Source organism: Enterobacter sp. BNK-29, from assembly GCF_048684785.1.
In the GTDB taxonomy this organism is placed as follows: Bacteria; Pseudomonadota; Gammaproteobacteria; order Enterobacterales; family Enterobacteriaceae; genus Enterobacter; species Enterobacter cloacae_M.
In genome coordinates this window covers 3,524,090-3,549,106 of record NZ_JBLQTU010000001.1, presented here as the reverse complement: position 1 = coordinate 3,549,106, position 25,017 = coordinate 3,524,090, and the positions used below count along the sequence as shown (strand labels likewise).

Here is a 25,017-nt window from a genome sequence, read left to right as displayed (position 1 = left end):
GAAGGCAGTCACCGACATCACGTATGGCGTCTGTCCACGCCATGCGTAGATTTCACTGACCCGGTAAAAATGGCATTTACGTGCATGCCTATGCGGCATACGGTTAACGCGGTTTTTTTCTTCCTTGAATGTTTTCGCAAAAGCGCAGGGGATTGTCAAAGCAAAACATCGTTTTTTAGTACAACATGCCGGATATTCATTACGGCAGGGTATTAATCCTCATTTTATTGCCTTACAAACGAGCGATTTTCAGGAGAAAGCGTGATGTTATAGCGCCTCATTCATCGTCCGTGGCTATTACACAGATTGATATCAAAATTGCTGCGCTCTTTTTTTACGACAACAAATTCCCTACAATCCAGCCAAATGTCTGCCAACAACAATGGGGATCTCATGGGCACGGCCAAACACAGTAAGCTGCTAATCCTTGGTTCTGGACCTGCGGGATATACCGCAGCGGTCTATGCTGCACGCGCTAACCTGCACCCGGTACTCATCACCGGTATGGAAAAAGGCGGTCAGCTGACCACCACCACCGAAGTGGAAAACTGGCCAGGGGACCCGAACGACCTGACCGGGCCGCTGCTGATGGAACGTATGCACGAGCATGCCGCCAAATTCGAAACCGAAATTCTGTTCGACCACATCAATAAGGTCGATCTGCAGAACCGTCCGTTCCGCCTGACGGGCGACAGCGGCGAATACACCTGTGACGCGCTGATCGTCGCCACCGGCGCCTCTGCCCGTTACCTCGGTCTGCCATCCGAAGAAGCGTTCAAAGGCCGCGGCGTCTCTGCCTGCGCAACCTGCGACGGTTTCTTCTACCGCAACCAGAAAGTCGCGGTCATCGGCGGCGGCAACACCGCAGTGGAAGAAGCGCTCTACCTGGCGAACATTGCCTCTGAGGTGCACCTGATCCACCGTCGCGAAACCTTCCGCGCGGAGAAGATCCTGATCAAACGTCTGATGGATAAAGTGGCAAGCGGCAACATCGTGCTGCACACCAACCGTACCCTCGAAGAGGTGACGGGCGACCAGATGGGCGTTGCCGGTCTGCGTATCCGCGATACCCAGAACACCGATAACGTCGAAACGCTTGAAGTGGCGGGCCTGTTTGTGGCGATCGGTCACAGCCCGAACACCGCGATCTTCGACGGTCAGCTGGAGCTGGAAAACGGCTACATCAAAGTGCAGTCAGGCATTCACGGTAACGCGACCCAGACCAGCATCCCGGGCGTGTTCGCGGCTGGCGACGTGATGGACCACATCTATCGTCAGGCGATTACCTCTGCGGGCACCGGCTGTATGGCCGCGCTGGACGCTGAACGCTACCTTGATGGACTGGCTGAACAAGGTAAATAATCTTTACAAGTCAGTAACAAACGTAAATAAAGGCGGCGATAAGTCGCCTTTATTGTCTCCCCGTTGTAACATTGCGCTGCCCAATTTCTAATAACGTCACCTGCAAAGTACGCAATGGAAAAAACCCGTCAACAAGAGTTAACACGCTGGCTGAAACAGCAAAGCGTTATTTCCCGCCGCTGGCTTACGATTTCCCGTCTCCTGGGGTTCGTTAGCGGTCTGTTGATTGTTGCCCAGGCATGGCTGCTGGCCCGCATTCTTAATCACATGATCATGGAGAACATCCCGCGCGAGGCACTCCTGCTGCCCTTTATTGTCCTGATCCTGATTTTTATCCTGCGCGCCTGGGTGGTGTGGCTGCGTGAGCGCGTCGGTTTTCACGCCGGACAGCACATCCGCTACGAGATCCGCCGTCAGGTACTGGATCGCCTTCAGGAAGCCGGGCCCGCGTGGATCCAGGGTAAACCGGCCGGTAGCTGGGCGACGCTGATCCTTGAGCAGATTGACGATATGCACGACTACTATGCGCGCTATCTGCCGCAGATGGCCCTTGCCGTCTTCGTTCCGCTGCTGATCGTGATCGCCATCTTCCCGGTGAACTGGATGGCTGCGCTGATTCTGATGGGCACCGCCCCGCTGATCCCGCTGTTTATGGCGCTGGTCGGCATGGGGGCTGCGGATGCCAACCGCCGTAACTTCCTGGCATTGGGTCGCTTGAGCGGCCATTTCCTCGACCGTCTGCGCGGCATGGAGACGTTACGCATTTTTGGCCGCGGTGAAGCGGAAACCGAAAACATTCGCCAGGCATCGCAGGACTTCCGTCAGCGCACCATGGAAGTGTTACGCCTCGCCTTCTTGTCTTCCGGCGTACTGGAATTCTTTACCTCACTGTCGATTGCCCTCGTGGCGGTCTACTTTGGCTTCTCCTACCTCGGCGCGCTGGATTTCGGCCATTACGGCACGGCGGTGACTCTTTCCGCCGGGTTCCTGGCGCTGATCCTGGCCCCGGAGTTTTTCCAGCCGCTTCGCGATCTGGGGACCTTCTATCACGCCAAAGCGCAGGCGGTTGGCGCAGCCGATAGCCTGAAAACGTTCCTGGAAACGCCGCTGGCGCACCCGGAGCGGGGTGACGTAACGCTGAATGCTAAAGACCCCGTGACCATTGAAGCGCAGGATTTTTCCATTCTGTCACCGGAAGGCAAAGTACTCGCGGGTCCGCTGAACTTTACCTTACCTGCCGGACAACGCGTGGTGCTCGTCGGCACCAGCGGCTCCGGGAAAAGTTCTCTGCTGAATGCGCTATCCGGTTTTATGGCCTACACGGGTTCACTGCGGATCAACAAAACCGAACTGCGCAACCTCGATCCAGACGCCTGGCGTAAACAGCTCAGCTGGGTAGGACAAAACCCGCAGCTTCCAGCCTCTACGCTGCGTGAAAACGTTCTGCTGGCGCGCCCGGACGCGCGTGAAGATGAACTGCAATCGGTGCTCGACCGCGCCTGGGTCAGCGAGTTTCTGCCGCTGCTTCCGCAGGGGGTAGATACCGTTGTCGGCGATCAGTCCGCCGGGCTGTCGGTCGGACAGGCGCAGCGCGTAGCCGTTTCCCGCGCGCTGCTTAATCCATGCCAGCTGATGCTGCTGGATGAGCCCGCCGCCAGCCTGGACGCCCACAGCGAACAGCGCGTAATGGAGGCCCTGAACGCCGCCTCCCGGCAGCAAACCACCCTGATGGTCACCCATCAGCTGGAGGGGATTGCCGACTGGGACCAGATCTGGGTCATGGAGAACGGCCGTATTGTTGAGCAAGGCGATTACGCCTCTCTCGTTGCCGCGCAGGGACCGTTTGCCGCCCTGCTGGCGAACCGTCAGGAGGACATCTGATGCGTGCTCTGCTGCCTTATCTTGCGCTCTATAAACGCCACAAATGGATGCTGACGCTGGGGATTGTGCTGGCGATTGTCACGCTGCTCGCCAGCATTGGCCTGCTCACGCTTTCCGGCTGGTTCCTGTCGGCCTCGGCCGTCGCGGGCTTTGCCGGTTTATACAGCTTCAACTATATGCTCCCGGCTGCCGGTGTTCGCGGTACCGCCATCACGCGGACTGCCGGACGCTATTTCGAACGGCTGGTCAGCCACGACGCCACTTTCCGCGTGCTGCAGCACCTGCGCATCTACACCTTCAGCAAACTGCTGCCCCTCTCCCCTGCCGGGCTGGCGCGTTTTCGTCAGGGTGAATTACTTAACCGTGTTGTTGCGGATGTCGACACGCTGGATCACCTTTACCTGCGCGTGATTTCCCCGATCGTGGGCGCGTTTGTGGTGATTGTGGTGGTCACGCTGGGGCTGTCTGTTCTGGATGTTTCCGTTGCGCTGACGCTGGGCGGGATCATGCTGCTGACGCTCATCATTCTGCTGCCGCTGTTTTACCGCGCCGGGAAATCCACCGGGGAAAACCTGACGCGCCTGCGCGGAGACTACCGCCAGCAGCTCACCTCCTGGCTTCAGGGGCAGGCAGAGCTGACGATTTTTGGCGCCAGCAAGCGCTACCGTGCGCGGATGGAAAGTACGGAGCTTAACTGGCATGAGGCCCAGCGCCGCCAGTCGGAGCTGACGGCCTTCTCTCAGGCGCTGATGATGTTAATCGGCGGCGTGGCGGTGATTGCCATGCTGTGGCTGGCTTCCGGCGATGTCGGGGGGAATTCACAGCCGGGTCCACTTATTGCCCTTTTCGTCTTCTGCGCGCTGGCGGCGTTTGAGGCGCTGGCCCCGGTGACGGGCGCCTTCCAGCATCTGGGTCAGGTGATCGCCTCTGCCCTGCGCATCACGCAGATTGCCGAACAGGAGCCAGAAGTCACGTTCAGTGCCGGGCAAACTGCGGTACCAGAGCAGGTTGCGCTGACGCTTGAAGATGTCACCTTCGCCTATGACAAACAGGCGCAGAACGCGCTGGACGGTATCAATCTTTCAGTTAATGCAGGACAGCGGATTGCGATCCTCGGCCGTACCGGCTGTGGTAAATCGACGCTGCTGCAGTTGCTGACCCGCGCCTGGGATCCGCAGCGCGGTCATATTCGTTTTAATAACACGTTGCTGACCGATTTCAGTGAGCAGGCCCTGCGCAAGACGGTGAGCGTCGTTCCGCAGCGCGTGCATCTGTTTAGCGCCACCCTGCGCGATAACCTGCTGCTGGCCGCGCCAGAGGCCTCTGATGATGCGCTTCGCGCCGTGCTGGAGCAGGTCGGACTGCAAAAACTGCTTGAGGACGACGGGCTGAACAGCTGGCTGGGCGAAGGCGGCCGTCAGCTCTCCGGCGGTGAACTACGCCGTCTGGCAATTGCGCGCGCGCTGCTGCACGATGCGCCGCTGATGCTGCTCGACGAACCCACCGAAGGGCTGGACGCAACAACCGAGAGCCAAATCCTTGATTTGCTGGCGAATGTCATGACCGGCAAAACCGTACTGATGGTCACACACCGCCTGCGCGGACTGGCGAGTTTTGATCGGATAATTGTGATGGACAACGGACACATTATTGAGCAAGGTAGTCACGCAGAGCTGTTGGCGAAACAAGGTCGCTACTACCAGTTTAAACAGCGTCTGTAGACTATATTTGTAGCGTCCTTACTCGCGTACTGGAGTTTTGCTGTCATGCGCCTGGTCCAGCTTTCTCGTCATAACATCGCGTTCCCTTCTCCGGAAGGGGCGCTGCGTGAGCCCAACGGGCTGCTGGCCCTTGGTGGTGATCTCAGTCCCGCACGGCTTTTAATGGCGTACCAGCGCGGTATATTTCCCTGGTTTTCCCCCGGCGATCCGATTTTATGGTGGTCCCCCGATCCGCGTGCCGTGCTGTGGCCAGCGCAGTTTCACGCGAGCCGCAGCATGAAGCGTTTCCATGCGAAATCACCCTACTGCGTCACCCTCAATCATGCCTTTGGTCAGGTCATTGAAGGCTGTGCCGAAGACCGCTATGAAGGGACATGGATAACCCGCGATATCATTACCGCCTACCACCAGCTTCATGAGCTTGGCTACGCCCACTCCATCGAGGTGTGGGAAGGCGGAGCACTCGTCGGCGGCATGTACGGCGTGGCGCAGGGGACGCTGTTTTGCGGCGAGTCGATGTTCTCTCGTGCGGTTAACGCCTCGAAAACCGCGCTGCTGGTCTTCTGCGAGGCGTTTGCCCAGCGCGGCGGACGCCTGATCGATTGTCAGGTGCTCAACGAGCATACGGCCTCCCTGGGTGCTGTTGAAATCCCGCGACGCCAGTACATCGAACAGCTGGATGCCAGCCGTCAGGAGAAGCTCCCGCGCGACTTCTGGATACCGAGAACGCTCTTTATGCCCAATGCCTAAATGTTTTCCGCATATTTTTTGTGAGGGTGTTATAATTATGCCGCAGAGTAGCTTCTGCCTGTTGCCCCGCCGCCGTTTGGGACCCTCGCTTCAGATAACGTCCTGACGTTTATCCTGTTGTCTCCCCTTTACGAATGCGCTTCCTGTTCGGTTGTACCGTGACGCTTGGGCAATGCGCCGAAACTGTTTTGCTGCGTTTTAATCGCGCAATTCTTTACTTAATTGATGAATTTCGGCATTATCTTGCCGGTTCAAAACTTGGTAGTGATACCCCAGAGGATTAGATGGCCAAAGAAGACAATATTGAAATGCAGGGTACCGTACTTGATACGTTGCCTAATACCATGTTTCGCGTAGAGCTGGAAAACGGTCACGTGGTAACTGCGCACATCTCCGGTAAAATGCGCAAAAACTACATCCGCATTTTGACGGGCGACAAAGTGACTGTTGAACTGACCCCGTACGACCTGAGCAAAGGCCGCATTGTCTTCCGTAGTCGCTAATTGTTTTCGCCTGTAATGGCAGATGAATATTAAATAAGGCCGGGATTTTCCCGGCCTTACTTTTTTGTGCTACAGGTTATTATTTGAACAATTATTTGGCCGTTCGATTCAGCGTCAGGACTGTCTGTTCGACAGCAATGCCAGCCACCGTAAGTAACCGACATTAGCAGCCGCAATGCCCTTTTAATGGCTGTGTCTGGCTATGCTATCAGCCGTTTGCCACCTGATAAACTATATTTATCAAAGCATCAAGCTCGTCTTTTGCAAACAACCTTGCCCGGTAGCATTCACCAGGGAACTCTGGATAGCCATCCATCGAGCAAATCAGATCGTAGATTGTGGCAATAATATGGCCTGTTGCATCGCTGATAAAGAAAGAGCGTGCGTGGTTGGTGTAGATGCCATAGTAGTCACCATAATCTATTGCTGCCCCCATAAAATCAGTGAGTTGAGGAACACGATCGGAGGGTAACTGAATAATGCTTCCTGCCTGATTTGCTGTATTGGCGACGAGATCAACAGCATAGAACATGACTCTCGCAGGATCGGTTTTGTAAGAATCAGCCGTTGAATCACGTGTAATATCTCGAGTAACCGCATTGCCTTCATTATCAACGCAGGAGCGATTATCAAAGAGCGAAAGAACAAATTTTCCTTCAGTCTCATTGCTTAACCCAGCAAAAGCGCTATTTTTAGTGACGAATACGGTATGAGCACCATTTTCAAAACTCTCAATACCGGAAGTATCTATCTGCGTAACACCCTGTCCTGCTGCGAAATTACTGTTAAATCCCCCGGTATTAATACTCCATAATATCTTGCCGTCGGCAGGAGAAATACCAAACGTCAGGCCTGCAGAGCGAGTATGAACAACAATCGCTTCAGCATTTGCCTCGCCCGCGGGGATCCAGGAAAGCGAGTTAAGGTGAGCATCGTTTGTGGGGCTATTATTCAGGATCTGAGTATTATCAAATGCACGAGTGTAATTTTTTGCCCACAGCATCAAGCCTGTCTTTTCATCAAATTTTAAAATTGATGCGTCCTGTCTCATCGTGTTGGTCGAACGGTCCGGGTTATCATTACCAATCATGAAAAGATTATCGGCGGAATCCCAAATCAGATCGTGGGTGTTAGCATAGCGGTTGCCATCGCGGTCACGTAAATCAAACTCCAGAATCTCGTTGCCCAAAATATCGATTTTGAAAAAGCGTCGCCCATACCAGTGTTCATCTTCATCACTGCCGATATAGAAATAACCATTATGGGTTTTTAGCATCTGGTTACGGTAGGGCTGAGCATAATAGCAGCGAAGATCGCCGTTCCGGTCGTAGCCATCACAATTGGTAGTCATTAACCAACTGTTTCCCCATACGGTCGTGAAGTTAGCGGGATCCGTTTGCTCAATATCGATATGGAAAATTGTCCCATCGCGGTAGAGTTGCTCCTGTGTGCTTACCTGGATGGTTTGATTAAAAACTTCCACTCCGCTAAGGTTTTTAAAGACAACCTGCACCTGGTTAAGGTAGTTTGCATACAGCCCAATAACCGGAATTTTTATCTTAGGTAAAGAGACAATGTCATTTGAAGAATACGTAAAGTCTAAACTTGTCGTGCTAGTCGATCTTCCCAGTACCGTATAGGAATATGTTATCGCCTCATCAATTATAAACTTCAGATAGACCGCAAGCTGGTTGTTAGCAGGGGCGAGTTCCATTCCAAGATAGGTAATTGCCATATTATTCACCTGTTGTTAATTATTACTGTGTAAATTCTTTTACTCGCATCTCATTCACCTGTTGGGGAATGATCTTATTTCCTTTCACCAGATAATCAATAACCGCATCGGAAAGGTTATATCCACCTTTTACCTGTTTGTTCTGACCATCAATGAATGCAGTAAAGCCATCGCCACCAGGAGCAAGGAAACTATTTGTCGCTACGCGATAGGTTTCAGAGTCTACAATTGGCTTGCCATTAAGCGTAAATAGTACAACGCGTTGCCCAACTGGTTTATGTTGGTCGTAGCGCATCTCCAGTCCTTTCGACATCTGCAAAACACCGTTAGTGAGTGATGCACTGTGCTCCATAAGATTTCGTAAGGATTTCCCATTCAAATCCATTACGGTAAGCTCATTTGGAAACGGGAACGCGCTAATAACATCGCCGAGGGTTATCGTACCGGCATTCAAATCAGCACGCAGACCACCTGAATTAGTGAGCGCCAGTTGCGCATCAGGCGCAGCAGCAAGCATTGCATCGGTAAATAAATTGCCCAGCGAAGATGATTCCCCGTAGGCGCGCGTAAGCGTAACAGGCGTCTCTCCAACTTTTTGGCGAACCGTTTCGGAGAGCTTTTTATTCCAGCTATCAATAACACTCTGAGTTGCCGGATCGGGTTTCCATTCATCAGCATAAAGGGTCTTAAGTTCGAAGCTTTTTATTTTGTTGTGATGTTTTTTTAGATCCACATCCAGGACCAGCTTACCAATATCAATCCCACCACTGTCAGTCGAAAGCACCAGCGTGTTACCTACTCTAAGCGGCTCCGGCGTTCCAACATGCGCATGTCCGGTAATCAGAATATCCAGTCCTTTCACCTGCTTCGCCGTCTGGATATCCTTATCAAGGGCGCGTTTGACATCAGTATTGCCGATACTGGACTGGCGTGCAGGGAAACCTTCATGCATGAGTGCAACGGTTATATCTACTTTTCCACGTAGTTCATCCAGATAACGCTGGAGATATTTAACCTCGTCACGCGCTTCAATACCCTGACGCATTGACGATGAAACGGTATCATCGAAAGCGAATACGCCATGCAACCCAATGACCCCAATTTTAACGCCATCCTTTTCAAGGATTGTATACGGCTTATTCCAGAAAAGGACATTACTATTTTTATAAAACACGTTACCTAACAGTATCGGGAATTTAGCCTGGCTGAGCTGTATCAGCGTATTATCCCAACCATGGTCGAACTCATGATTGCCGACAGACGCAGCATCAAATGACATTGTATTCATAATATCTATGATTGCCCGCCCTTTTGTCAGGCTGCTAATGTATGGACCGGTAAAGTAATCTCCAGCATCGAAATAAAAAGTAGCCTTATTCTTTTGCTTTTCTTGCTTGACGTAAGTCGCAATATTTGCGAAGCCACCGACAGCTCTTTTACCTTCTGCAACATAAGGGAGTTTATAGGGCTCAACATGTGCATGCAGGTCATTGGTATAAATGACGGTAACGTCCTGCGCTGGACTTAGCGAAGCATACCCCGATAGTAATAAAACCGCGATTACAGTTTTTTTCATTTTTTAACTCTCGAATTAAAGAAAGAATTTCATTATCGATTAGCAAAAAACAGATTTTGTGAACCTTCTCACGACATATGGAAAAGGGAGACGCGAAAATTTACGACTAACAGAATCAGTTGGTGAAGCACATGGAATCCGCTCCAAAAATAGATCTCAATGTTTGTAAAAGCTGGTCATGTCCAAATCTCGGAATACCAGATGCGAGTGATTATGTTTTTCCTGTTTATCGTCTGGGCTACGCTGCACTTGAATGTCAAAAATGTGGCAGTCTTCCTCCACTGTTTAATACAAAAGAATGTGACGAGTGGTTCAGTCAATTCATGCAACGAAAATTAGGAAATACAGGACAAGGTTGTCCCCGCTGTTTTACAGCGCACATCATTCGCTATGGATACACAAAAGCCAGAACACCCCGCTTTCAATGTTGTACCTGCCGTTATGTATTTACTCCCCACTATGACAATGCTGTAGGCCTGAATAAAAATATCACCCTTCTTTCCCAGCTCGAACAAGGGGTGCACTCTGGTGAAACGACAAACCAAAGGGTGCTCGCGCAAGCGGTTAACGGGTTCGAACACGATCTGCATGTTTCATTCCCTGCGCTAACAAGGGTGTCAACGACCACAATGGTTATACCGTTTCAGGGTCATTCTGCGAGGCAGAAACTGTATGTTGTGATCAGTGCCGATGCTGACTCCGGCAAAATTATTCAAATAACAACCAACTATTGCGACTGGAAGGCAGGTGATTCATTGCTCTATCAGGGTTCTAAGTCTTTCCCTTCTTCGATACTACCGTCGAGCGATACCGATCTTATTCGGGAGCAAGAAATGCAATTTCTTAAACGGAGTCAATTTGATGAAATTCAGTACGGTAGTGCCGAGCTTAAGCGAAACGACCGGGGAAGCATGGTCCGTCCTGTCATTACCATACACAGTCATTTCCAGCGATTAAAACGACGCTTCCCGGATGTAGCCGATCATTATCTCGCCCATGAGTGCGTTTTGCGCGGCGGGGCTATAACTGCCTGGTCAACAGAAGTCCGACTTGGGAAAACCGATCTTTGGTTTGTGTCTGAAAATATTGAAAACGCCAACCTCTCTGACAAAGCATTTTGCCTTACTGGTAGCTGGAAAATGGGATGGTGGAAAAATGTGTGGCAGCGTTGGGATAATGGCGAGATATGCAAGATGATTGGCCTGCTGACCGGACAGCAAAGTACAGCGGAACCCGCGTTGATTTCACTTGCATCCTGCACTGCATTTGCTGTCTGGCTGAAATCCCATCCATGGTCATTACAGTGTCATAACTTTGGGCCGCGGGTAGTGAGCCAGCATTTAGTGGGTCTTGGCTGTATTTATAACCAACAGATGAAGGAAAATTCAGGCAGTTAAGGGCTACATAACGCGAGCTGTACGGCAGCGAACTGAAAGCGAACTGCACTATTTTATTGTCATCAAAAGTTATTAACGTCTTCCTGTACTACCCATTTTTACGAAGATTAATCCATTTGGCGTCAGAGCAACTCCCCCGACGCCTCGGATCGACGTCAGGAAATAATGTGAATTACCGTTTCTGCAAGTTGAGGCGCAACGACATCTGCGGCCATCGAATGCGTAATGTCATGCAGCAGTCCCGTCAGATGCGGCAACATATCGCGGTCAAAATGCGATACCAGCAGTATGTGGTTTAACGCCCGACAGTAATCACACTGTGCTTCGGTGTCTTCAAGCAGCCACTCTTTTTGTCTCGGTTGTTCCGCTTCGTCCTCAAATTCCACCACCTGAAAATCACGCATTGACTCTGTGAGGCCGGATTTCATTTCTTCCAGATACGCCCCAAGGCAGCGACAGATGGGCTGCGTTTGTGGGAGTGATGTGCAATCGAGGAGGATTTCGGTGAGCAATTTGCAGCGCTCTGCAAGGGTTGGGAGATCGGGGTTGAGGGAGAGTTCGCTATAAAGCAGTGAAAGATTGTTATGTTCCATTTGATTATGACTCCGTGTGAAATGATGAGATCTCCACCCGAACGCCAACTCAGGTGGCAGACTGAACCGGTTTGGCGTACCGACCCACACGGGAAAATCGGCGCTTCAAAAGAAGCCCCGGTTCAGCCCACCATAATTGAGTCTGCGGATTATATCGCTAGCTTTCAAAAGTGTGAACGAACCTGATGATAGTTGACGTATCAACATCATTTCTCGTGTGTAATCAGGACGCCAATCCTGACACCTGATTTTGCAGGTGCGCCGCCATTTTATTACTGTAGATTTATCCAGCAACTGACTTCGAAAGAAACTGGAAAGCGCCTCGCAAAATTCCTCTGCGGCCTGATGCCCTCACCCCAACCCTCTCCCACAGGGAGAGGGAGAAAACACTAAAAACGACAACCCAGTTGCCGTTTTGCTTTTACCTGGGCCTGATGCCCTTACCCCGGCCCTCTCCCACAGGGAGAGGGCGAAAAGCAGGCATAAAAAAACCGGGCAAATGCCCGGTTTTTAACATTAACGTTCAATTCACTCAGTGAGCCGCTTCCGGCTTGTGCTTCGCCGCACTCTGGAAATCGTACGTCAGTTCGTTCTTCGCCTGATCCAGCGCCACGGTCACCTGACCGCCGTCCACCAGCGAGCCAAACAGCAGCTCGTTCGCCAGCGGTTTCTTCAGGTTGTCCTGAATCACGCGCGCCATCGGACGGGCCCCCATCGCGCGGTCGTAGCCTTTCTCGGCCAGCCAGTTGCGGGCCTCCTGGCTCACTTCCAGCGACACGCCTTTCTGATCCAGCTGAACCTGCAGCTCGACGATGAACTTGTCCACAACCTGATGGATCACCTCGGTAGACAGGTGATCGAACCAGATAATGTTGTCCAGACGGTTACGGAACTCCGGAGTGAAGATCTTCTTGATCTCCTCCATCGCATCGGTGCTGTTATCCTGGTGAATCAGGCCGATGGATTTACGCTCGGTTTCACGCACCCCGGCGTTGGTGGTCATCACCAGCACTACGTTGCGGAAGTCCGCCTTGCGCCCGTTGTTGTCGGTCAGTGTCCCGTTGTCCATCACCTGCAGCAGGATGTTGAACACGTCCGGGTGCGCCTTCTCGATTTCATCGAGCAGCAGGACCGCGTGCGGATGCTTGATCACCGCGTCGGTGAGCAGGCCGCCCTGGTCAAAGCCCACGTAGCCCGGAGGCGCACCAATCAAACGGCTGACGGTGTGACGCTCCATATACTCGGACATATCAAAGCGCAACAGCTCAATGCCCAGCGCTTTGGAGAGCTGAACCGTCACCTCGGTTTTCCCCACGCCGGTCGGGCCAGCGAACAGGAAGGAACCGACAGGCTTGTGGTCATGCCCCAGCCCGGCGCGGGCCATCTTGATCGCTTCGGTTAAGGCCTCAATGGCTTTATCCTGACCAAAGACCAGCATTTTCAGGCGATTGCCGAGGGTGCGCAGCGTATCGCGGTCGCTCTGAGAAACGCTCTTCTCAGGGATACGCGCGATGCGGGCCACCACGGACTCAATATCCGCCACGTTAACGGTTTTCTTACGCTTGCTGGCCGGCATCAGGCGCGCGCGCGCGCCGGCCTCATCAATCACGTCAATCGCCTTATCCGGCAGATGACGGTCATTGATGTATTTCACCGCCAGCTCCACCGCCGCACGGACCGCTTTCGCGGTGTAACGCACGTCGTGGTGCGCTTCGTACTTCGGCTTCAGGCCGTTGATGATCTGCACCGTTTCCTCGACGGACGGTTCGGTGACGTCGATTTTCTGGAAGCGGCGCGCCAGCGCACGGTCTTTCTCAAAGATGTTGCTGAACTCCTGGTAGGTCGTGGAGCCAATCACGCGGATCTTGCCGCTGGAGAGCAGCGGTTTGATCAGGTTCGCGGCATCCACCTGGCCACCGGAGGCCGCACCTGCGCCGATGATGGTGTGGATCTCATCGATAAACAGGATGCTGTTGGTGTCCTGCTCCAGCTGTTTTAACAGCGCCTTGAAGCGTTTTTCAAAATCACCGCGGTATTTGGTGCCCGCCAGCAGCGAGCCGATATCCAGCGAGTAGATGGTGCAGTCGGCAATCACTTCCGGCACGTCGCCCTGCACAATGCGCCAGGCAAGCCCTTCGGCAATCGCGGTTTTACCCACGCCTGACTCACCCACCAGCAGCGGGTTGTTCTTGCGGCGACGGCACAGCACCTGGATCGCGCGCTCCAGCTCTTTATCGCGACCAATCAGCGGGTCGATACCGCCAACGCGAGCAAGCTGGTTAAGGTTGGTGGTGAAGTTTTCCATACGATCCTCCCCGCCTGCTTGCTCTTCATTGTTATTGACCTGATTGCTGGAATCCGATGCCTGGTTAGGCTCGTCTTTGCGCGTTCCGTGAGAAATAAAGTTAACCACGTCGAGGCGGCTGACTTCGTGTTTGCGCAGCAGGTATGCAGCCTGTGACTCCTGCTCGCTGAAGATGGCGACTAAGACGTTTGCGCCAGTCACTTCGCTACGCCCGGAAGACTGGACGTGGAATACCGCGCGCTGCAGCACGCGCTGGAAGCTTAGCGTCGGCTGCGTGTCGCGCTCTTCTTCACTGGCTGGCAGCACCGGTGTGGTTTGTTCGATGAAGGCTTCGAGTTCCTGACGTAGCGCCACCAGATCCACGGAGCAGGCTTCCAGCGCTTCGCGGGCAGATGGGTTGCTAAGCAGTGCGAGCAGTAAATGCTCGACGGTCATAAACTCATGTCGGTGCTCACGCGCTCTGGCGAAAGCCATGTTTAAACTGAGTTCCAGTTCTTGATTGAGCATAGGCACCTCCCCCAATTTTATGCCTTATCAGGCCTTTTCCAGCGTACACAGCAACGGATGCTCGTTCTCCCTCGCATAGTCGTTCACCATCGCCACTTTGGTTTCCGCCACTTCGGCTGTGAAGATGCCGCAGATAGCTTTGCCACGATAATGAACGGTAAGCATCAGTTGCGTTGCACGTTCTACATCATAAGAAAAGAACTTTTGTAGCACGTCAATAACAAATTCCATCGGCGTGTAATCATCGTTCATTAACATAACTTTATACATAGATGGCGGTTTTAGCGCGTCGCGCACTTTGTCTTCCGCCAGCTGGTCGAAATCCAGCCAATCGTTGGTCTTACCCATTATGCATAACCACTTTGAATCTACCTCAGATGTTAGATAACAATCATCTATTACTGTCATCCGCGATGTCTGTCACAAACTGTTGCAATAGCGTTAACTGCTTCAAACTTTGGTTGATTATTGTCCCATCTCCAACGCCAAACGCTTGACGACTTCTTTCGTTTCTCTAAATTGTACAAGCGTGAGATGGCGAGGTTTTGAACAGCCCCCACTCCACCACCGGTTCATTCCATCTTAACTTATAAGATTTACGAAGGATGTCGAAGCATGGAAATGGGTACTGTTAAGTGGTTCAACAACGCCAAAGGGTTTGGCTTCATCTGCCCCGAAGGCGGCGGCGAGGATATCTTCGCTCACTATTCCACCATTCAGATGGATGGTTACAGAACGCTCAAAGCCGGGCAGTCCGTCCGGTTCGATGTACATCAGGGACCAAAAGGCAATCATGCAAGCCTAATCGTACCCGTTGAAGCAGAGACGGTTGCATAGCTCTCTGTTTTATTGTGTACATCCCGCAGTCAAAATGCCAGCCCGATCGGCTGGCATTTTTATTTTCGGGTTATTCCCGAGCCAGCGCGTCCACCGGATCCAGCCGCGCCGCGTTGCGGGCGGGCAACCAGCCAAACAAAATGCCGGTAAAGGTCGAACACAAAAACGCGGTGATAATGGCAACCGGCGAGAAGCCAATCTCCCAGCCGGGTAAAAAGAGCTGGAGCGCAAACGCGATCATCATCGAGAGCGCAATGCCCATCGCCCCGCCGACCAGACACACCAGAACCGCCTCAATCAAAAACTGCTGCAGCACGTCGCTGGCCCGGGCTCCGACCGCCATGCGAATACCGATCTCTCGCGTGCGCTCGGTGACCGACACCAGCATGATATTCATCACCCCGATGCCGCCGACGACCAGCGAGATCACCGCCACCAGCGTGAGAAACAGCTGAAGAGTACGTGTGGTCTTTTCCGCCGTTTTCAAGAGGCCGTCCATATTCCAGGTGAAGAAATCTTTCTTCCCGTGGCGCAGGGTTAACAGTCGCTCAAGCTGCTGTTCGGCGAGCGCGCTGTCGTAACCCTCCTTCACGCGTACGGTGATGGAGTTGAGCCATGACTGCCCCATAATCCGCCCGGAGATGGTGGTATAGGGCAGCCAGACGCGCAGGATCTTGCTGCTGCCGAACATCGACTGCTTCTCTTCCGCCACGCCGATGACCGTGGCAGGCATGTTGCCGACCAGGATCACTTCGCCTACCACGCTGGCTTTATTGGGGAAGAGCTGCCTGCGCGAGTTCGCGTCCAGCACCACCACCTGCGCCCTGCCCGCCAGCTGCTCGGCGTTGAAGGTGGCGCCTTCGCTGAAGGTCATGCCGTAGACGTTGAAGTAGTCTCCGCTGACGCCGTTAGCGCTGGCGGCCACGTCAACGTTGCCCACGCGCAGACGCAGGTTCTGCGAAACCGCAGGCGTGGCGGAGTTCACCCACGGCTGCTTCTGAATCGCCGCCAGATCGTCATACTTCAGCGCCTGCTGATACTGCGGCTCGTCGTCACCAAAATCTTTGCCCGGATAGACGTCAATGGTATTAGTGCCGATGGCGCGAATATCGGCCAGCACCAGCTGCTTGGCCGCGTCGCCCACCACCACGATCGATACCACCGAGGCGATACCGATGATGATGCCGAGCATCGTCAGCAGGGTACGCATTTTGTTGGCCGCCATCGCCAGCCAGGCCATGGTCAGCGCCTCGCGAAAGCCGCTGGAGAACTGTCCCCAGCCGGTTGATGCCGGTAGCGCTTCTTTCGGCGCCGCAGCCCTGGACTCACGCGGCGGTGGATTGCTGACCAGCTCGCCGTCGTGGATCTCAATAATGCGTTCCGCCTGCGCCGCTACCTGCGGATCGTGGGTAACGATAATTACCGTGTGCCCCTGATCGCGAAGCTGATGGAGGATCGCCATCACCTCTTCGCCGGAATGGCTGTCGAGCGCGCCGGTCGGTTCATCCGCGAGGATCACCTGCCCGCCGTTCATCAGGGCACGGGCAATACTCACGCGCTGCTGCTGGCCGCCGGACAGCTGCGACGGCTGGTACTCTACCCGCTCCGCCAGCCCCAGACGCGTCAGCAGCATCTGCGCGCGCTCAAGGCGCTTTTTACGCTCGACGCCCGCATACACCGCAGGCACTTCCACGTTCTGCGCCGCATTCAGGTGAGAAAGCAGATGGTAACGCTGGAAGATAAAGCCGAAGTGTTCCCGGCGCAGCTTCGCCAGCGCGTCGCCGTCCAGCGTGGAGACATCCGTCCCGGCCACCCGATAGGTCCCGCTGGTCGGTTTATCCAGACAGCCGAGAATGTTCATCAGCGTCGATTTACCGGAACCCGACGCGCCGACAATCGCCACCATCTCGCCCGCCTCCACGCGCAGGGAGATGCCCTTCAGCACCTCCACCGGACCGTCGCCTGACGGATAGCTGCGACGAATGTTATTCAGCTCAAGCAGCGCCGTCATTTAGCGGCTCCGGGCAGGCTTTCGCTGACAACAACCTCCTCGCCCTCTTCCAGACCTTTCACCACCACCACGTCGGTGTCGTTGCGCGCGCCGATCACGACCTCGCGCTCGCGCGTTTCGCCGTTGCGCAGCACTTTCACTTTATAACGACTATCACCGGCGGACTCGCCGAGCGCAGAGAGCGGAATGGTCAGCACGTTCTTCACGCCGGTCAGCTGGATATGCACCTGTGCGGTCATGTCCAGACGCAGCACGCCCTGCGGGTTTGGCACCTCAAAGCGGGCATAGTAGAAGATAGCGTCGTTAACTTTTTCCGGCGTCGGCAGAATGTCTTTCAGCACGCCTTCGTAGCGCGTCTGCGGGTCGCCAAGCACCGTAAACCAGGCGTTCTGCCCCGGCTTAAGATGGATCACATCCGCTTCTGAGACCTGGGCTTTTACCAGCATGGTGCTCATGTCCGCCAGCGTCAGAATGTTCGGCGCCTGCTGCGCGGCAATCACCGTCTGGCCCTGCAGCGTGGTGATCTGGGTCACTTCGCCCGCCATCGGCGCGACGATTTTGGTGTAGTCGAGGTTGGTTTTTGCCGTATCCAGCGAGGCCTGATTGCGTTTGATCTGCGCGTCAATCGTGCCAATTTGCGCCTGTTTCACCGCCAGTTCAGTGGTGGCAGTATCTAAATCCTGTTTCGAAATAGCCTGGGTTTTGGCCAGCGCCTGCTGACGGGTCAGCGTTACCTGAGCCAGGTTACGTTCTGCCAGAGCCTGGGCACGCTGCGCGCGCAGCTCCATCAGCGTGGCTTCCACCTCGCGGATCTGGTTCTCAGCCTGCTCAGGATCGATAACGCCGAGCAGTTGGCCTTTTTTCACCTTGTCGCCAATCTCAACCGACAGCGTTTTCAACTGGCCGCTGACCTGAGCGCCGACGTCAACCTTGCGCAGCGCGTCAAGCTTGCCCGTCGCGAGGACGTTTTGCTGCAGTTCGCCCGGGCGAACAATCAGCGTCTGATACTGCGGCACCGGCGCATTCAGCACCTGCCATAGCCAGTATCCACCGGCTAAAACCACGACCGCCAGCAGCAGAAACAGCGTTCTGCGTTTTCCCTTGAGGTTCATAAATATTCCAAATAAATGTTCTGGCAATGATAAGCGTTGATTCTAACTAAACGACTCCTCAACGAAACCCCTGTTCTCCGAAATCGTCCTAATTTGTTTACGAGATGTTGACATTTCTCCTGCTGAAATAGCGATATTCCAAAAGGATCAGGATCTACCATGTCTTCTATCGTCGATACATCACTTTCAAACCTGCCGCAGCCAAAATCCGGCTGGCAGCTCTTCAAAAACCTGGCTTTCGGTGAGATCGCACCCGGGCTGGCATGGGAAAAAACCGCCTATCGACGCAAGTTCATGCTGCGTTCACTGGCGACACCGCTCAGCACCGCTCGCCTGCTGTCTGATCTTGCGAAACATCCGCACCTGATGCAAATGCTCCAGGTTCAGCCAGGGCTGCCCTGCCGCCTTCATCGTCCGTGGTTAACGGTCAATATGGATCGACAGCGTGTGCTGGAATCGCTGTCCTGGCACTATCAGATGATGTGCCGCCAGCTGCCGGCGACGCTGACAAAGGGTTACCTTTCAAAGCAGGGCGTGACTCTGCTGACCTTAACCGGAAAAGATGAACAGCAATTTACCGTCCGCCTGTGTGCCGACGCGTTTATGGATAAAGAGGGAGAAGCTACCCTCGTTTTCTGTGACAGTCAAAATACGGCGCTGGCGGAGATAACCTTTACGCTATGCCAGTTTGAGGGAAAATCGACGCTGTTCATTGGCGGTTTACAGGGCGCAAAAGCGCATGTTCCCCATGAGCTGATCCAGGGAGCGACGAAAGCCTGCCACGGCCTGTTCCCGAAACGTCTGCTGGTCGAGGCCGCAATGACGCTCGGCGCCGCGTTCCCGGTAGAGCAGATTGTCGCCGTCAGTAACGATACCCATATTTATCGCAGCTGGCGCTACCGCAAGAAAAAAGAGGGCAAACTGTTGGCCGATTACGACAGTTTCTGGCTCTCCATCGGCGGTGAAAAGCAGGATAACGGTAATTTTATGCTGCCACTCGTCATGCCGCGTAAACCGATGGAAGAGATCGCCAGCAAAAAACGCTCCGAATATCGCCGCCGCTACGCGCTGCTGGATAGCCTGATTCAGCAGGTGAAACAGGCGACCCAACGCTAATCCGCTTTCCCGCGTGCCAGCCACAGCACGCGGGAGAACATCTTCCGTAGCAGGGTCGGTACTGCCTCCACGCCCCGCCTGCCCGCTTCCGTCGCCACTTCAATGGCTAAATCCGGTTTTGACGAACGGTGAATGGCTTTCGCGATCACCCGCCGCATGTTCATCGGGACATCGACCGGCACCATGGCAATGCGGTGGAAGACGTCGTCGAACCCCTGACGATACATAAAATGTTCCATGTCCATCGCGGGGAGCATGGTTAAATGGTCGCGCTCTTCCTCGCGCTCGTTATTCAGCAGGCTCCGCACGGTCGAGGCATATTTTTTACCCGCCTCATCACCGTCTACCAGCACGTGCCACTCGATCCCCATCCGGCGGGCGAATTTTATCAGCGGCTTTAATCCCGACTGCGCGAATTCAATCACCTTAATGCCTTCCGCATCAAAATGGTGGCCGCACTGGCGCGCCAGCTCGTTGATGACCCAGGTTTCCGTTTCCCCCTCCACCAGCAGCCAGCAGCGGGCAAAGAGCGACGACGCCCGGTTAAAGCGAATATGAAACGCGATGCGCCGCCCGTCTTCCGCATTCAAACCGCCCGGCCCAAGCCGGAAAGCGGAGACGCGGGAGGATTCACGCACCAGGCGACAAACGTGTTCTACCGGCGTCAGCGATAATAGCTCCCCGGAATTGGTGGTCGTTATACGCTGGAGCGGCAGCAGATTCAGCAGATGCCATGCCACGGAGAGCATGATGGGATGCAGGCGCGTTTCCGGGTCTTCCACCAGCAGCAGCGGCCGGGCGTCCCGGTCAAGACGAACGGTGCCTTTGGCCTGCAGAAGCGTTGAAAACAGCCCCAGCAGAATTACCCGATGGGTACGGCCGCCGGGCCGGTCGATCATCCGGTTAATGATGTCGAGATAGCGCCAGCTTCGCTGCTCATCATGAGAGCGGCGGCGCATCAGACGGTGGCGCGACTCCGACGTTCCCTGCTCGGAAAAATAGTGCTCAAGGAGCTGTACCATCGCGGACAGCCCCTGACGGATTTGTCCGTCGGTCAGATTCTGCGGACGCGACACCAGCTCTCTGGCCAGAAAATCCAGCTCGCGGGCGGTGACTTCCACTTCCGGCATATTGGGTACGGTTCCGTTACGAATACGCCGCATAAACCGCGCATCGCGCAGGCGTAACACCGGCGTCAGGCGGATCAGGTGACGGGCCAGATCGTCGATATTGTCCAGCGGGATCGGGTTGGCTTTCTCATCGAGAAAATCACGCAGGGTGAGCACCCCCTCGTTCTCCGCCATCTCGCCTTCCAGCCGATAGAAAATCCGGTGGAAACCGTCATCGCAAGGCACCCAGCAGGGTGACAGCGGGCGGAAGCGACGCACGCGGTGACGTCCGGGCTCGGATTCGCGGAACGTCAGGATGATATGCAGGTGCTTCTCGCGCCCCGTTACGTCGCCGGGCGGGAACCAGAAATCGTCGCGGACGAAGTGATACAGATCGTCTTCGGGCGAAAGCAGTAGCGTCAATGCATCCAGCAGGCTGGACTTACCCCACGCGTTCTCGCCGATCAGGACGTTGTTCTGCTCCAGCTGCAGCGACAGGCGGTTAATACCGCGAAACCCGACAATTTCCACACGTTCGAGAAGCATAAATCCCCCGCGATATGATCACTTTTTCCTTCAAGTAATCAGCAGTATAGCGGGATGCAGACGGGCTTGACACTGCAATCCGCCTTCATAACCTGGCGGAAGCACGAAAAATTCAGAATTTATCCATCAGGTTTCATTTGAAATAACCCACATCTCACAAGATACTACCGCCCGCAAATTGGTCTATGCTCTATTTACCGCTGATTTGAACAAGGATTGACATCACATTGCCTTAAATCAAATTAATCGAATTTATTTAAGTGGCGAAGGGGTGTTGTTGGTTTTTAAAATACGGGCTCTTTGAGTCGTCATCCCTTTATGGCGATATATCCCGTGCGCGGGAAAGCGTGCGGAAAATTATTTGAGGTGGTTATGTTTAGAAAATTGGCAGCAGAATGCTTTGGTACATTCTGGCTGGTATTTGGTGGCTGCGGTAGCGCCGTTCTGGCAGCAGCATTCCCGGAATTAGGTATCGGTTTTGTCGGCGTCGCGCTGGCGTTTGGTTTAACCGTATTAACCATGGCATTTGCCGTGGGACATATTTCCGGCGGTCATTTTAACCCGGCAGTGACGTTAGGTTTATGGGCGGGGGGCCGTTTCCCGGCGAAAGACGTAATTGGCTACATTGTGGCGCAGGTAGTTGGCGGTATTATTGCGGCGGGCGTTCTGTACGTGATTGCCAGCGGTAAAGCCGGCTTCGACGCGGCGGCCAGCGGCTTTGCCTCTAACGGCTTCGGCGAACACTCTCCGGGCGGTTACTCCATGCTGTCTGCCATCGTGATTGAAATCGTTCTGACCGCCGGCTTCCTGCTGGTGATCCACGGCGCAACGGACAAACACGCGCCAGCCGGTTTTGCCCCGATTGCCATTGGTCTGGCGCTGACGCTTATCCACCTGATTTCTATTCCGGTCACCAACACCTCCGTTAACCCGGCACGCAGCACCGCCGTCGCCATCTTCCAGGGCGGCTGGGCGCTTGAGCAGCTGTGGCTGTTCTGGGTAATGCCAATTATCGGCGGTATCCTGGGTGGCGTGCTGTATCGCACCCTGCTGGAAAAACGCGATTAATCTTTCCCTCCCTCTCCCCGTGGGAGAGGGCCGTGGTGAGGGCCTCAGGCCGTACTCCCCACATAGACACAAGCCGGGTAAGGCGCAGCCGCCACCCGGCTTTCTTTTGCCGCTTTACTGAACAGCCTTTATTGGGTAGTGTCACTGGCGCTTAACCGATACTCAAAAAGGACCGGCTGTTCATGTTTTCAGGACTCCTCATCATTTTGCTGCCCTTGATCGTGGGCTATCTTATTCCGCTGCATCGTGAATCCGCATTAAGGCTCATTAATCGATTCCTGAGCTGGATTGTCTACGTTATTCTTTTCTTTATGGGGATTAGCCTGGCATTTCTGGACAACCTGTCGGCGAATTTACTCTCCATCCTCCATTATTCTGTCGTCACCGTAGTGGTTATTTTGCTGTGCAATATTGCCGCGCTGCTGTGGCTGGAACGCACTATTCCATGGAAAAATCACCATCATCAGGAAAAACTCCCTTCACGAATTGCAATGGCGCTTGAATCATTAAAATTATGCGGCGTCGTGGTGATCGGTTTTCTTCTTGGGCTGACAGGTTGGGCATTTTTACAGCACGCGACAGAGGCCAGTGAATATACGCTAATCTTCCTGCTGTTCCTGATTGGTATTCAGCTACGAAATAATGGCATGACGCTGAAACAAATTGTCCTGAACCGTCGGGGGATGATGGTTGCCGTTATGGTTGTCGCCAGTTCAATGGTGGCGGGCGTCATCAACGCCTTTATTCTCGATCTGCCGCTGAAAACCGGCCTGGCGATGGCATCCGGTTTTGGCTGGTACTCCCTCTCCGGTATTCTGCTGACCGAATCATTCGGCCCGGTGATCGGCAGCGCCGCCTTCTTTAACGATCTGGCGCGAGAGCTGATTGCCATCATGCTGATCCCGAGCCTGGTTCGCCGCAGTCGTTCTACCGCGCTGGGCCTGTGTGGTGCAACGTCGATGGACTTTACCCTGTCGGTACTCCAGCGCTCCGGAGGTCTGGAGATGGTGCCCGCGGCTATCGTGCACGGCTTTATTTTAAGCCTGCTGGTTCCGGTCCTGATGGCCTTCTTCTCTGCCTGATACTTCTTTGGCGGTAGGTTTCCTGCCGCCAAAATTGCGCTAAATCAATCTCCCTCTATTTTGTAGCAGAAAGCTCTTTTCTCCGTTCTGGCACAGGCATAACCTTAAACATGTATATCAAATATAACTTTAACAGGTGTGATTATGTTTTGTGTGCAATGTGAACAAACCATCCGTACCCCGGCAGGCAATGGCTGCTCTTACGCACAGGGTATGTGCGGCAAAACCGCAGAAACATCTGACCTGCAGGACCTGCTGATTGCGGCCCTGCAAGGCCTTTCCGCATGGGCGTTCAAAGCCCGCGAATACGGCATTGTCGACCATTACGTCGATAGCTTCGCCCCGCGCGCCTTCTTCTCCACGCTGACCAACGTCAACTTCGACTCTCCGCGCATTGTCGGCTATGCCCGCGAAGCGATTGCCCTGCGTGAAGCGCTGAAAGCACAGTGCCTGAAGGCGGACGCCAGCGCCCGCGTGGAAAACCCGATGTCTGAACTGCAGCTGGTCAGCGACGATCTCGGCGACCTCCAGCGTCAGGCGGCAGAATTCACCCCGAATAAAGACAAAGCGGCGATTGGCGAGAACATTCTCGGCCTGCGCCTGCTGTGCCTGTACGGCCTGAAAGGCGCTGCGGCCTATATGGAACACGCGCACGTTCTGGGTCAGTACGACAATGAGATTTACGCCCAGTACCACAAAATCATGGCGTGGCTGGGCACCTGGCCTGCCGATATGAACGCGCTTCTGGAATGCTCAATGGAAATCGGCCAGATGAACTTCCGCGTGATGAGCATTCTTGATGCCGGTGAAACCAGCACCTACGGCCACCCGACGCCAACCCAGGTCAACGTCAAGGCGACCGAAGGCAAGTGCATCCTGATTTCCGGTCACGACCTGAAAGATCTCTACAACCTGCTGAAACAAACCGAAGGCACCGGCGTTAAGGTTTATACCCACGGCGAAATGCTGCCGGCGCACGGCTACCCGGAACTGCGTAAATTTAAGCATCTGATCGGTAACTACGGCAGCGGCTGGCAGAACCAGCAGGTTGAGTTCGCCCGCTTCCCTGGCCCTATCGTGATGACCTCAAACTGCATCATCGACCCGACCGTCGGCGCGTACGATGACCGCATCTGGACCCGCAGCATTGTCGGCTGGCCGGGCGTGAGCCATCTTGAAGGTGACGATTTCGGTCCGGTTATCGCCCAGGCTCAGCAGATGGCGGGCTTCCCGTACAGCGAAATCCCACACCTCATTACCGTCGGCTTCGGTCGTGAAACCCTGCTGGGTGCCGCTGATTCGCTGATCGATCTCGTCAGCCGTGAAAAGCTGCGCCACATCTTCCTGGTCGGCGGCTGCGACGGCGCGCGCGGCGAGCGTAACTACTTCACCGATTTCGCCACCAGCGTGCCGGAAAACTGCCTGATCCTGACCCTGGCGTGCGGCAAATACCGTTTCAACAAGCTGGACTTCGGCGACATCGAAGGTCTGCCGCGCCTGATCGATGCGGGCCAGTGTAACGATGCTTACTCGGCCATCATTCTGGCGGTTACCCTGGCGGAGAAACTGGGCTGCGGCGTGAACGACCTGCCGCTGTCGCTGGTGCTGTCATGGTTCGAGCAGAAAGCGATTGTCATCCTGCTGACCCTGCTCTCTCTCGGCGTCACCAACATCGTGACCGGTCCGACCGCGCCTGGCTTCCTGACGCCGGACCTGCTGGCGGTGCTGAACGAGAAATTCGGCCTGCGTTCCGTGACCAACGTTGAAGATGATATGAAACAGCTGCTGAGCGCGTAAGGAGTTATT

Annotated in this window: 19 protein-coding genes; 11 read left to right on the top strand and 8 right to left on the bottom strand. The window is 54.4% G+C overall.

Annotation, left to right across the window (positions count from 1 at the left end; genetic code table 11):
- The first annotated feature begins 393 nt into the window (after positions 1-393).
- The 5 genes from trxB to infA all read left to right on the top strand — a co-directional run bounded on the left by trxB (position 394) and on the right by infA (position 6,217).
- Positions 394-1,362, top strand: coding sequence for a thioredoxin-disulfide reductase (trxB, locus tag ACMGGX_RS16905; RefSeq protein ID WP_023616696.1), 969 nt, complete (start codon positions 394-396; stop codon positions 1,360-1,362).
- 114 nt (positions 1,363-1,476) lie between these two features.
- The gene (cydD, locus tag ACMGGX_RS16900) at positions 1,477-3,243 is read left to right on the top strand and encodes a heme ABC transporter permease/ATP-binding protein CydD (protein WP_420298638.1); all 1,767 of its coding nucleotides are present in this window, start codon (positions 1,477-1,479) and stop codon (positions 3,241-3,243) included.
- Positions 3,243-4,964: a heme ABC transporter ATP-binding protein/permease CydC gene (gene cydC, locus ACMGGX_RS16895; protein WP_420298637.1), complete on the top strand. Its 1,722-nt coding sequence runs from the start codon at positions 3,243-3,245 to the stop codon at positions 4,962-4,964. The genes cydD and cydC overlap by 1 nt, the downstream gene beginning before the upstream one ends.
- A 45-nt stretch (positions 4,965-5,009) precedes the next feature.
- Complete coding sequence (gene aat / locus ACMGGX_RS16890; protein WP_348560835.1) at positions 5,010-5,714, top strand: leucyl/phenylalanyl-tRNA--protein transferase; 705 nt, start codon at positions 5,010-5,012, stop codon at positions 5,712-5,714.
- Between the two features lie 284 nt (positions 5,715-5,998).
- Entirely contained in the window at positions 5,999-6,217 is a 219-nt protein-coding gene (gene infA, locus ACMGGX_RS16885; protein WP_002211347.1) for a translation initiation factor IF-1, read from the top strand.
- Between the two features lie 208 nt (positions 6,218-6,425).
- Here the strand turns inward: infA and ACMGGX_RS16880 are convergent, their stop codons facing one another.
- Positions 6,426-7,952 carry an aryl-sulfate sulfotransferase gene (locus ACMGGX_RS16880; protein WP_420298636.1) on the bottom strand — a complete coding sequence of 509 codons (1,527 nt, stop codon included), beginning with the start codon at positions 7,950-7,952 and terminating at the stop codon, positions 6,426-6,428.
- Between the two features lie 22 nt (positions 7,953-7,974).
- The gene (locus tag ACMGGX_RS16875) at positions 7,975-9,528 is read right to left on the bottom strand and encodes a bifunctional UDP-sugar hydrolase/5'-nucleotidase (RefSeq protein ID WP_348560833.1); all 1,554 of its coding nucleotides are present in this window, start codon (positions 9,526-9,528) and stop codon (positions 7,975-7,977) included.
- A 131-nt stretch (positions 9,529-9,659) separates the two neighbouring features.
- On the opposite strand from ACMGGX_RS16875, the gene ACMGGX_RS16870 reads away from it, so the two are divergent.
- Positions 9,660-10,925, top strand: coding sequence for a transposase (locus tag ACMGGX_RS16870; protein WP_420298635.1), 1,266 nt, complete (start codon positions 9,660-9,662; stop codon positions 10,923-10,925).
- A gap of 155 nt (positions 10,926-11,080) precedes the next feature.
- On the opposite strand, the gene ACMGGX_RS16865 is transcribed toward ACMGGX_RS16870, so the two are convergent.
- The 3 genes from ACMGGX_RS16865 to clpS all read right to left on the bottom strand — a co-directional run bounded on the left by ACMGGX_RS16865 (position 11,081) and on the right by clpS (position 14,678).
- Positions 11,081-11,518 (bottom strand): hypothetical protein, encoded by a 438-nt coding sequence (locus ACMGGX_RS16865; protein WP_420298634.1) that lies wholly within the window; start codon positions 11,516-11,518, stop codon positions 11,081-11,083.
- 532 nt (positions 11,519-12,050) lie between these two features.
- On the bottom strand, positions 12,051-14,330 hold the full coding sequence (gene clpA / locus ACMGGX_RS16860) for an ATP-dependent Clp protease ATP-binding subunit ClpA (RefSeq protein WP_008499992.1): 2,280 nt from the start codon (positions 14,328-14,330) through the stop codon (positions 12,051-12,053).
- Positions 14,331-14,357: 27 nt separating this feature from the next.
- On the bottom strand, positions 14,358-14,678 hold the full coding sequence (gene clpS / locus ACMGGX_RS16855; RefSeq protein WP_006174393.1) for an ATP-dependent Clp protease adapter ClpS: 321 nt from the start codon (positions 14,676-14,678) through the stop codon (positions 14,358-14,360).
- Positions 14,679-14,945: 267 nt separating this feature from the next.
- Between clpS and cspD the strand changes: the two genes are divergently transcribed.
- A complete protein-coding gene (gene cspD, locus ACMGGX_RS16850) occupies positions 14,946-15,167 on the top strand; it encodes a cold shock-like protein CspD (protein WP_006809408.1) in 222 nt (73 codons plus the stop codon).
- A gap of 70 nt (positions 15,168-15,237) precedes the next feature.
- Here the strand turns inward: cspD and macB are convergent, their stop codons facing one another.
- Complete coding sequence (gene macB / locus ACMGGX_RS16845; RefSeq protein ID WP_109846005.1) at positions 15,238-17,178, bottom strand: macrolide ABC transporter ATP-binding protein/permease MacB; 1,941 nt, start codon at positions 17,176-17,178, stop codon at positions 15,238-15,240.
- Positions 17,175-18,290 carry a macrolide transporter subunit MacA gene (gene macA / locus ACMGGX_RS16840; RefSeq protein WP_059445587.1) on the bottom strand — a complete coding sequence of 372 codons (1,116 nt, stop codon included), beginning with the start codon at positions 18,288-18,290 and terminating at the stop codon, positions 17,175-17,177. The genes macB and macA overlap by 4 nt, the downstream gene beginning before the upstream one ends.
- A gap of 159 nt (positions 18,291-18,449) precedes the next feature.
- Between macA and ACMGGX_RS16835 the strand changes: the two genes are divergently transcribed.
- Entirely contained in the window at positions 18,450-19,406 is a 957-nt protein-coding gene (locus tag ACMGGX_RS16835) for a VirK/YbjX family protein (RefSeq protein ID WP_420298633.1), read from the top strand.
- Here the strand turns inward: ACMGGX_RS16835 and ACMGGX_RS16830 are convergent.
- On the bottom strand, positions 19,403-21,061 hold the full coding sequence (locus ACMGGX_RS16830; protein ID WP_029739481.1) for an ATP-dependent endonuclease: 1,659 nt from the start codon (positions 21,059-21,061) through the stop codon (positions 19,403-19,405). The genes ACMGGX_RS16835 and ACMGGX_RS16830 overlap by 4 nt on opposite strands.
- Before the next feature lie 372 nt (positions 21,062-21,433).
- Here ACMGGX_RS16830 and aqpZ point away from each other — a divergent pair, with 372 nt between their 5' ends.
- From aqpZ to hcp, 3 genes are all read left to right on the top strand, one after another.
- Positions 21,434-22,129 (top strand): aquaporin Z, encoded by a 696-nt coding sequence (gene aqpZ, locus ACMGGX_RS16825; protein ID WP_014883193.1) that lies wholly within the window; start codon positions 21,434-21,436, stop codon positions 22,127-22,129.
- 182 nt (positions 22,130-22,311) lie between these two features.
- Entirely contained in the window at positions 22,312-23,211 is a 900-nt protein-coding gene (locus ACMGGX_RS16820; protein ID WP_420298632.1) for a lysine exporter LysO family protein, read from the top strand.
- Positions 23,212-23,355: 144 nt separating this feature from the next.
- On the top strand, positions 23,356-25,008 hold the full coding sequence (gene hcp, locus ACMGGX_RS16815; protein WP_420298631.1) for a hydroxylamine reductase: 1,653 nt from the start codon (positions 23,356-23,358) through the stop codon (positions 25,006-25,008).
- The last annotated feature ends 9 nt before the right edge of the window (positions 25,009-25,017 follow it).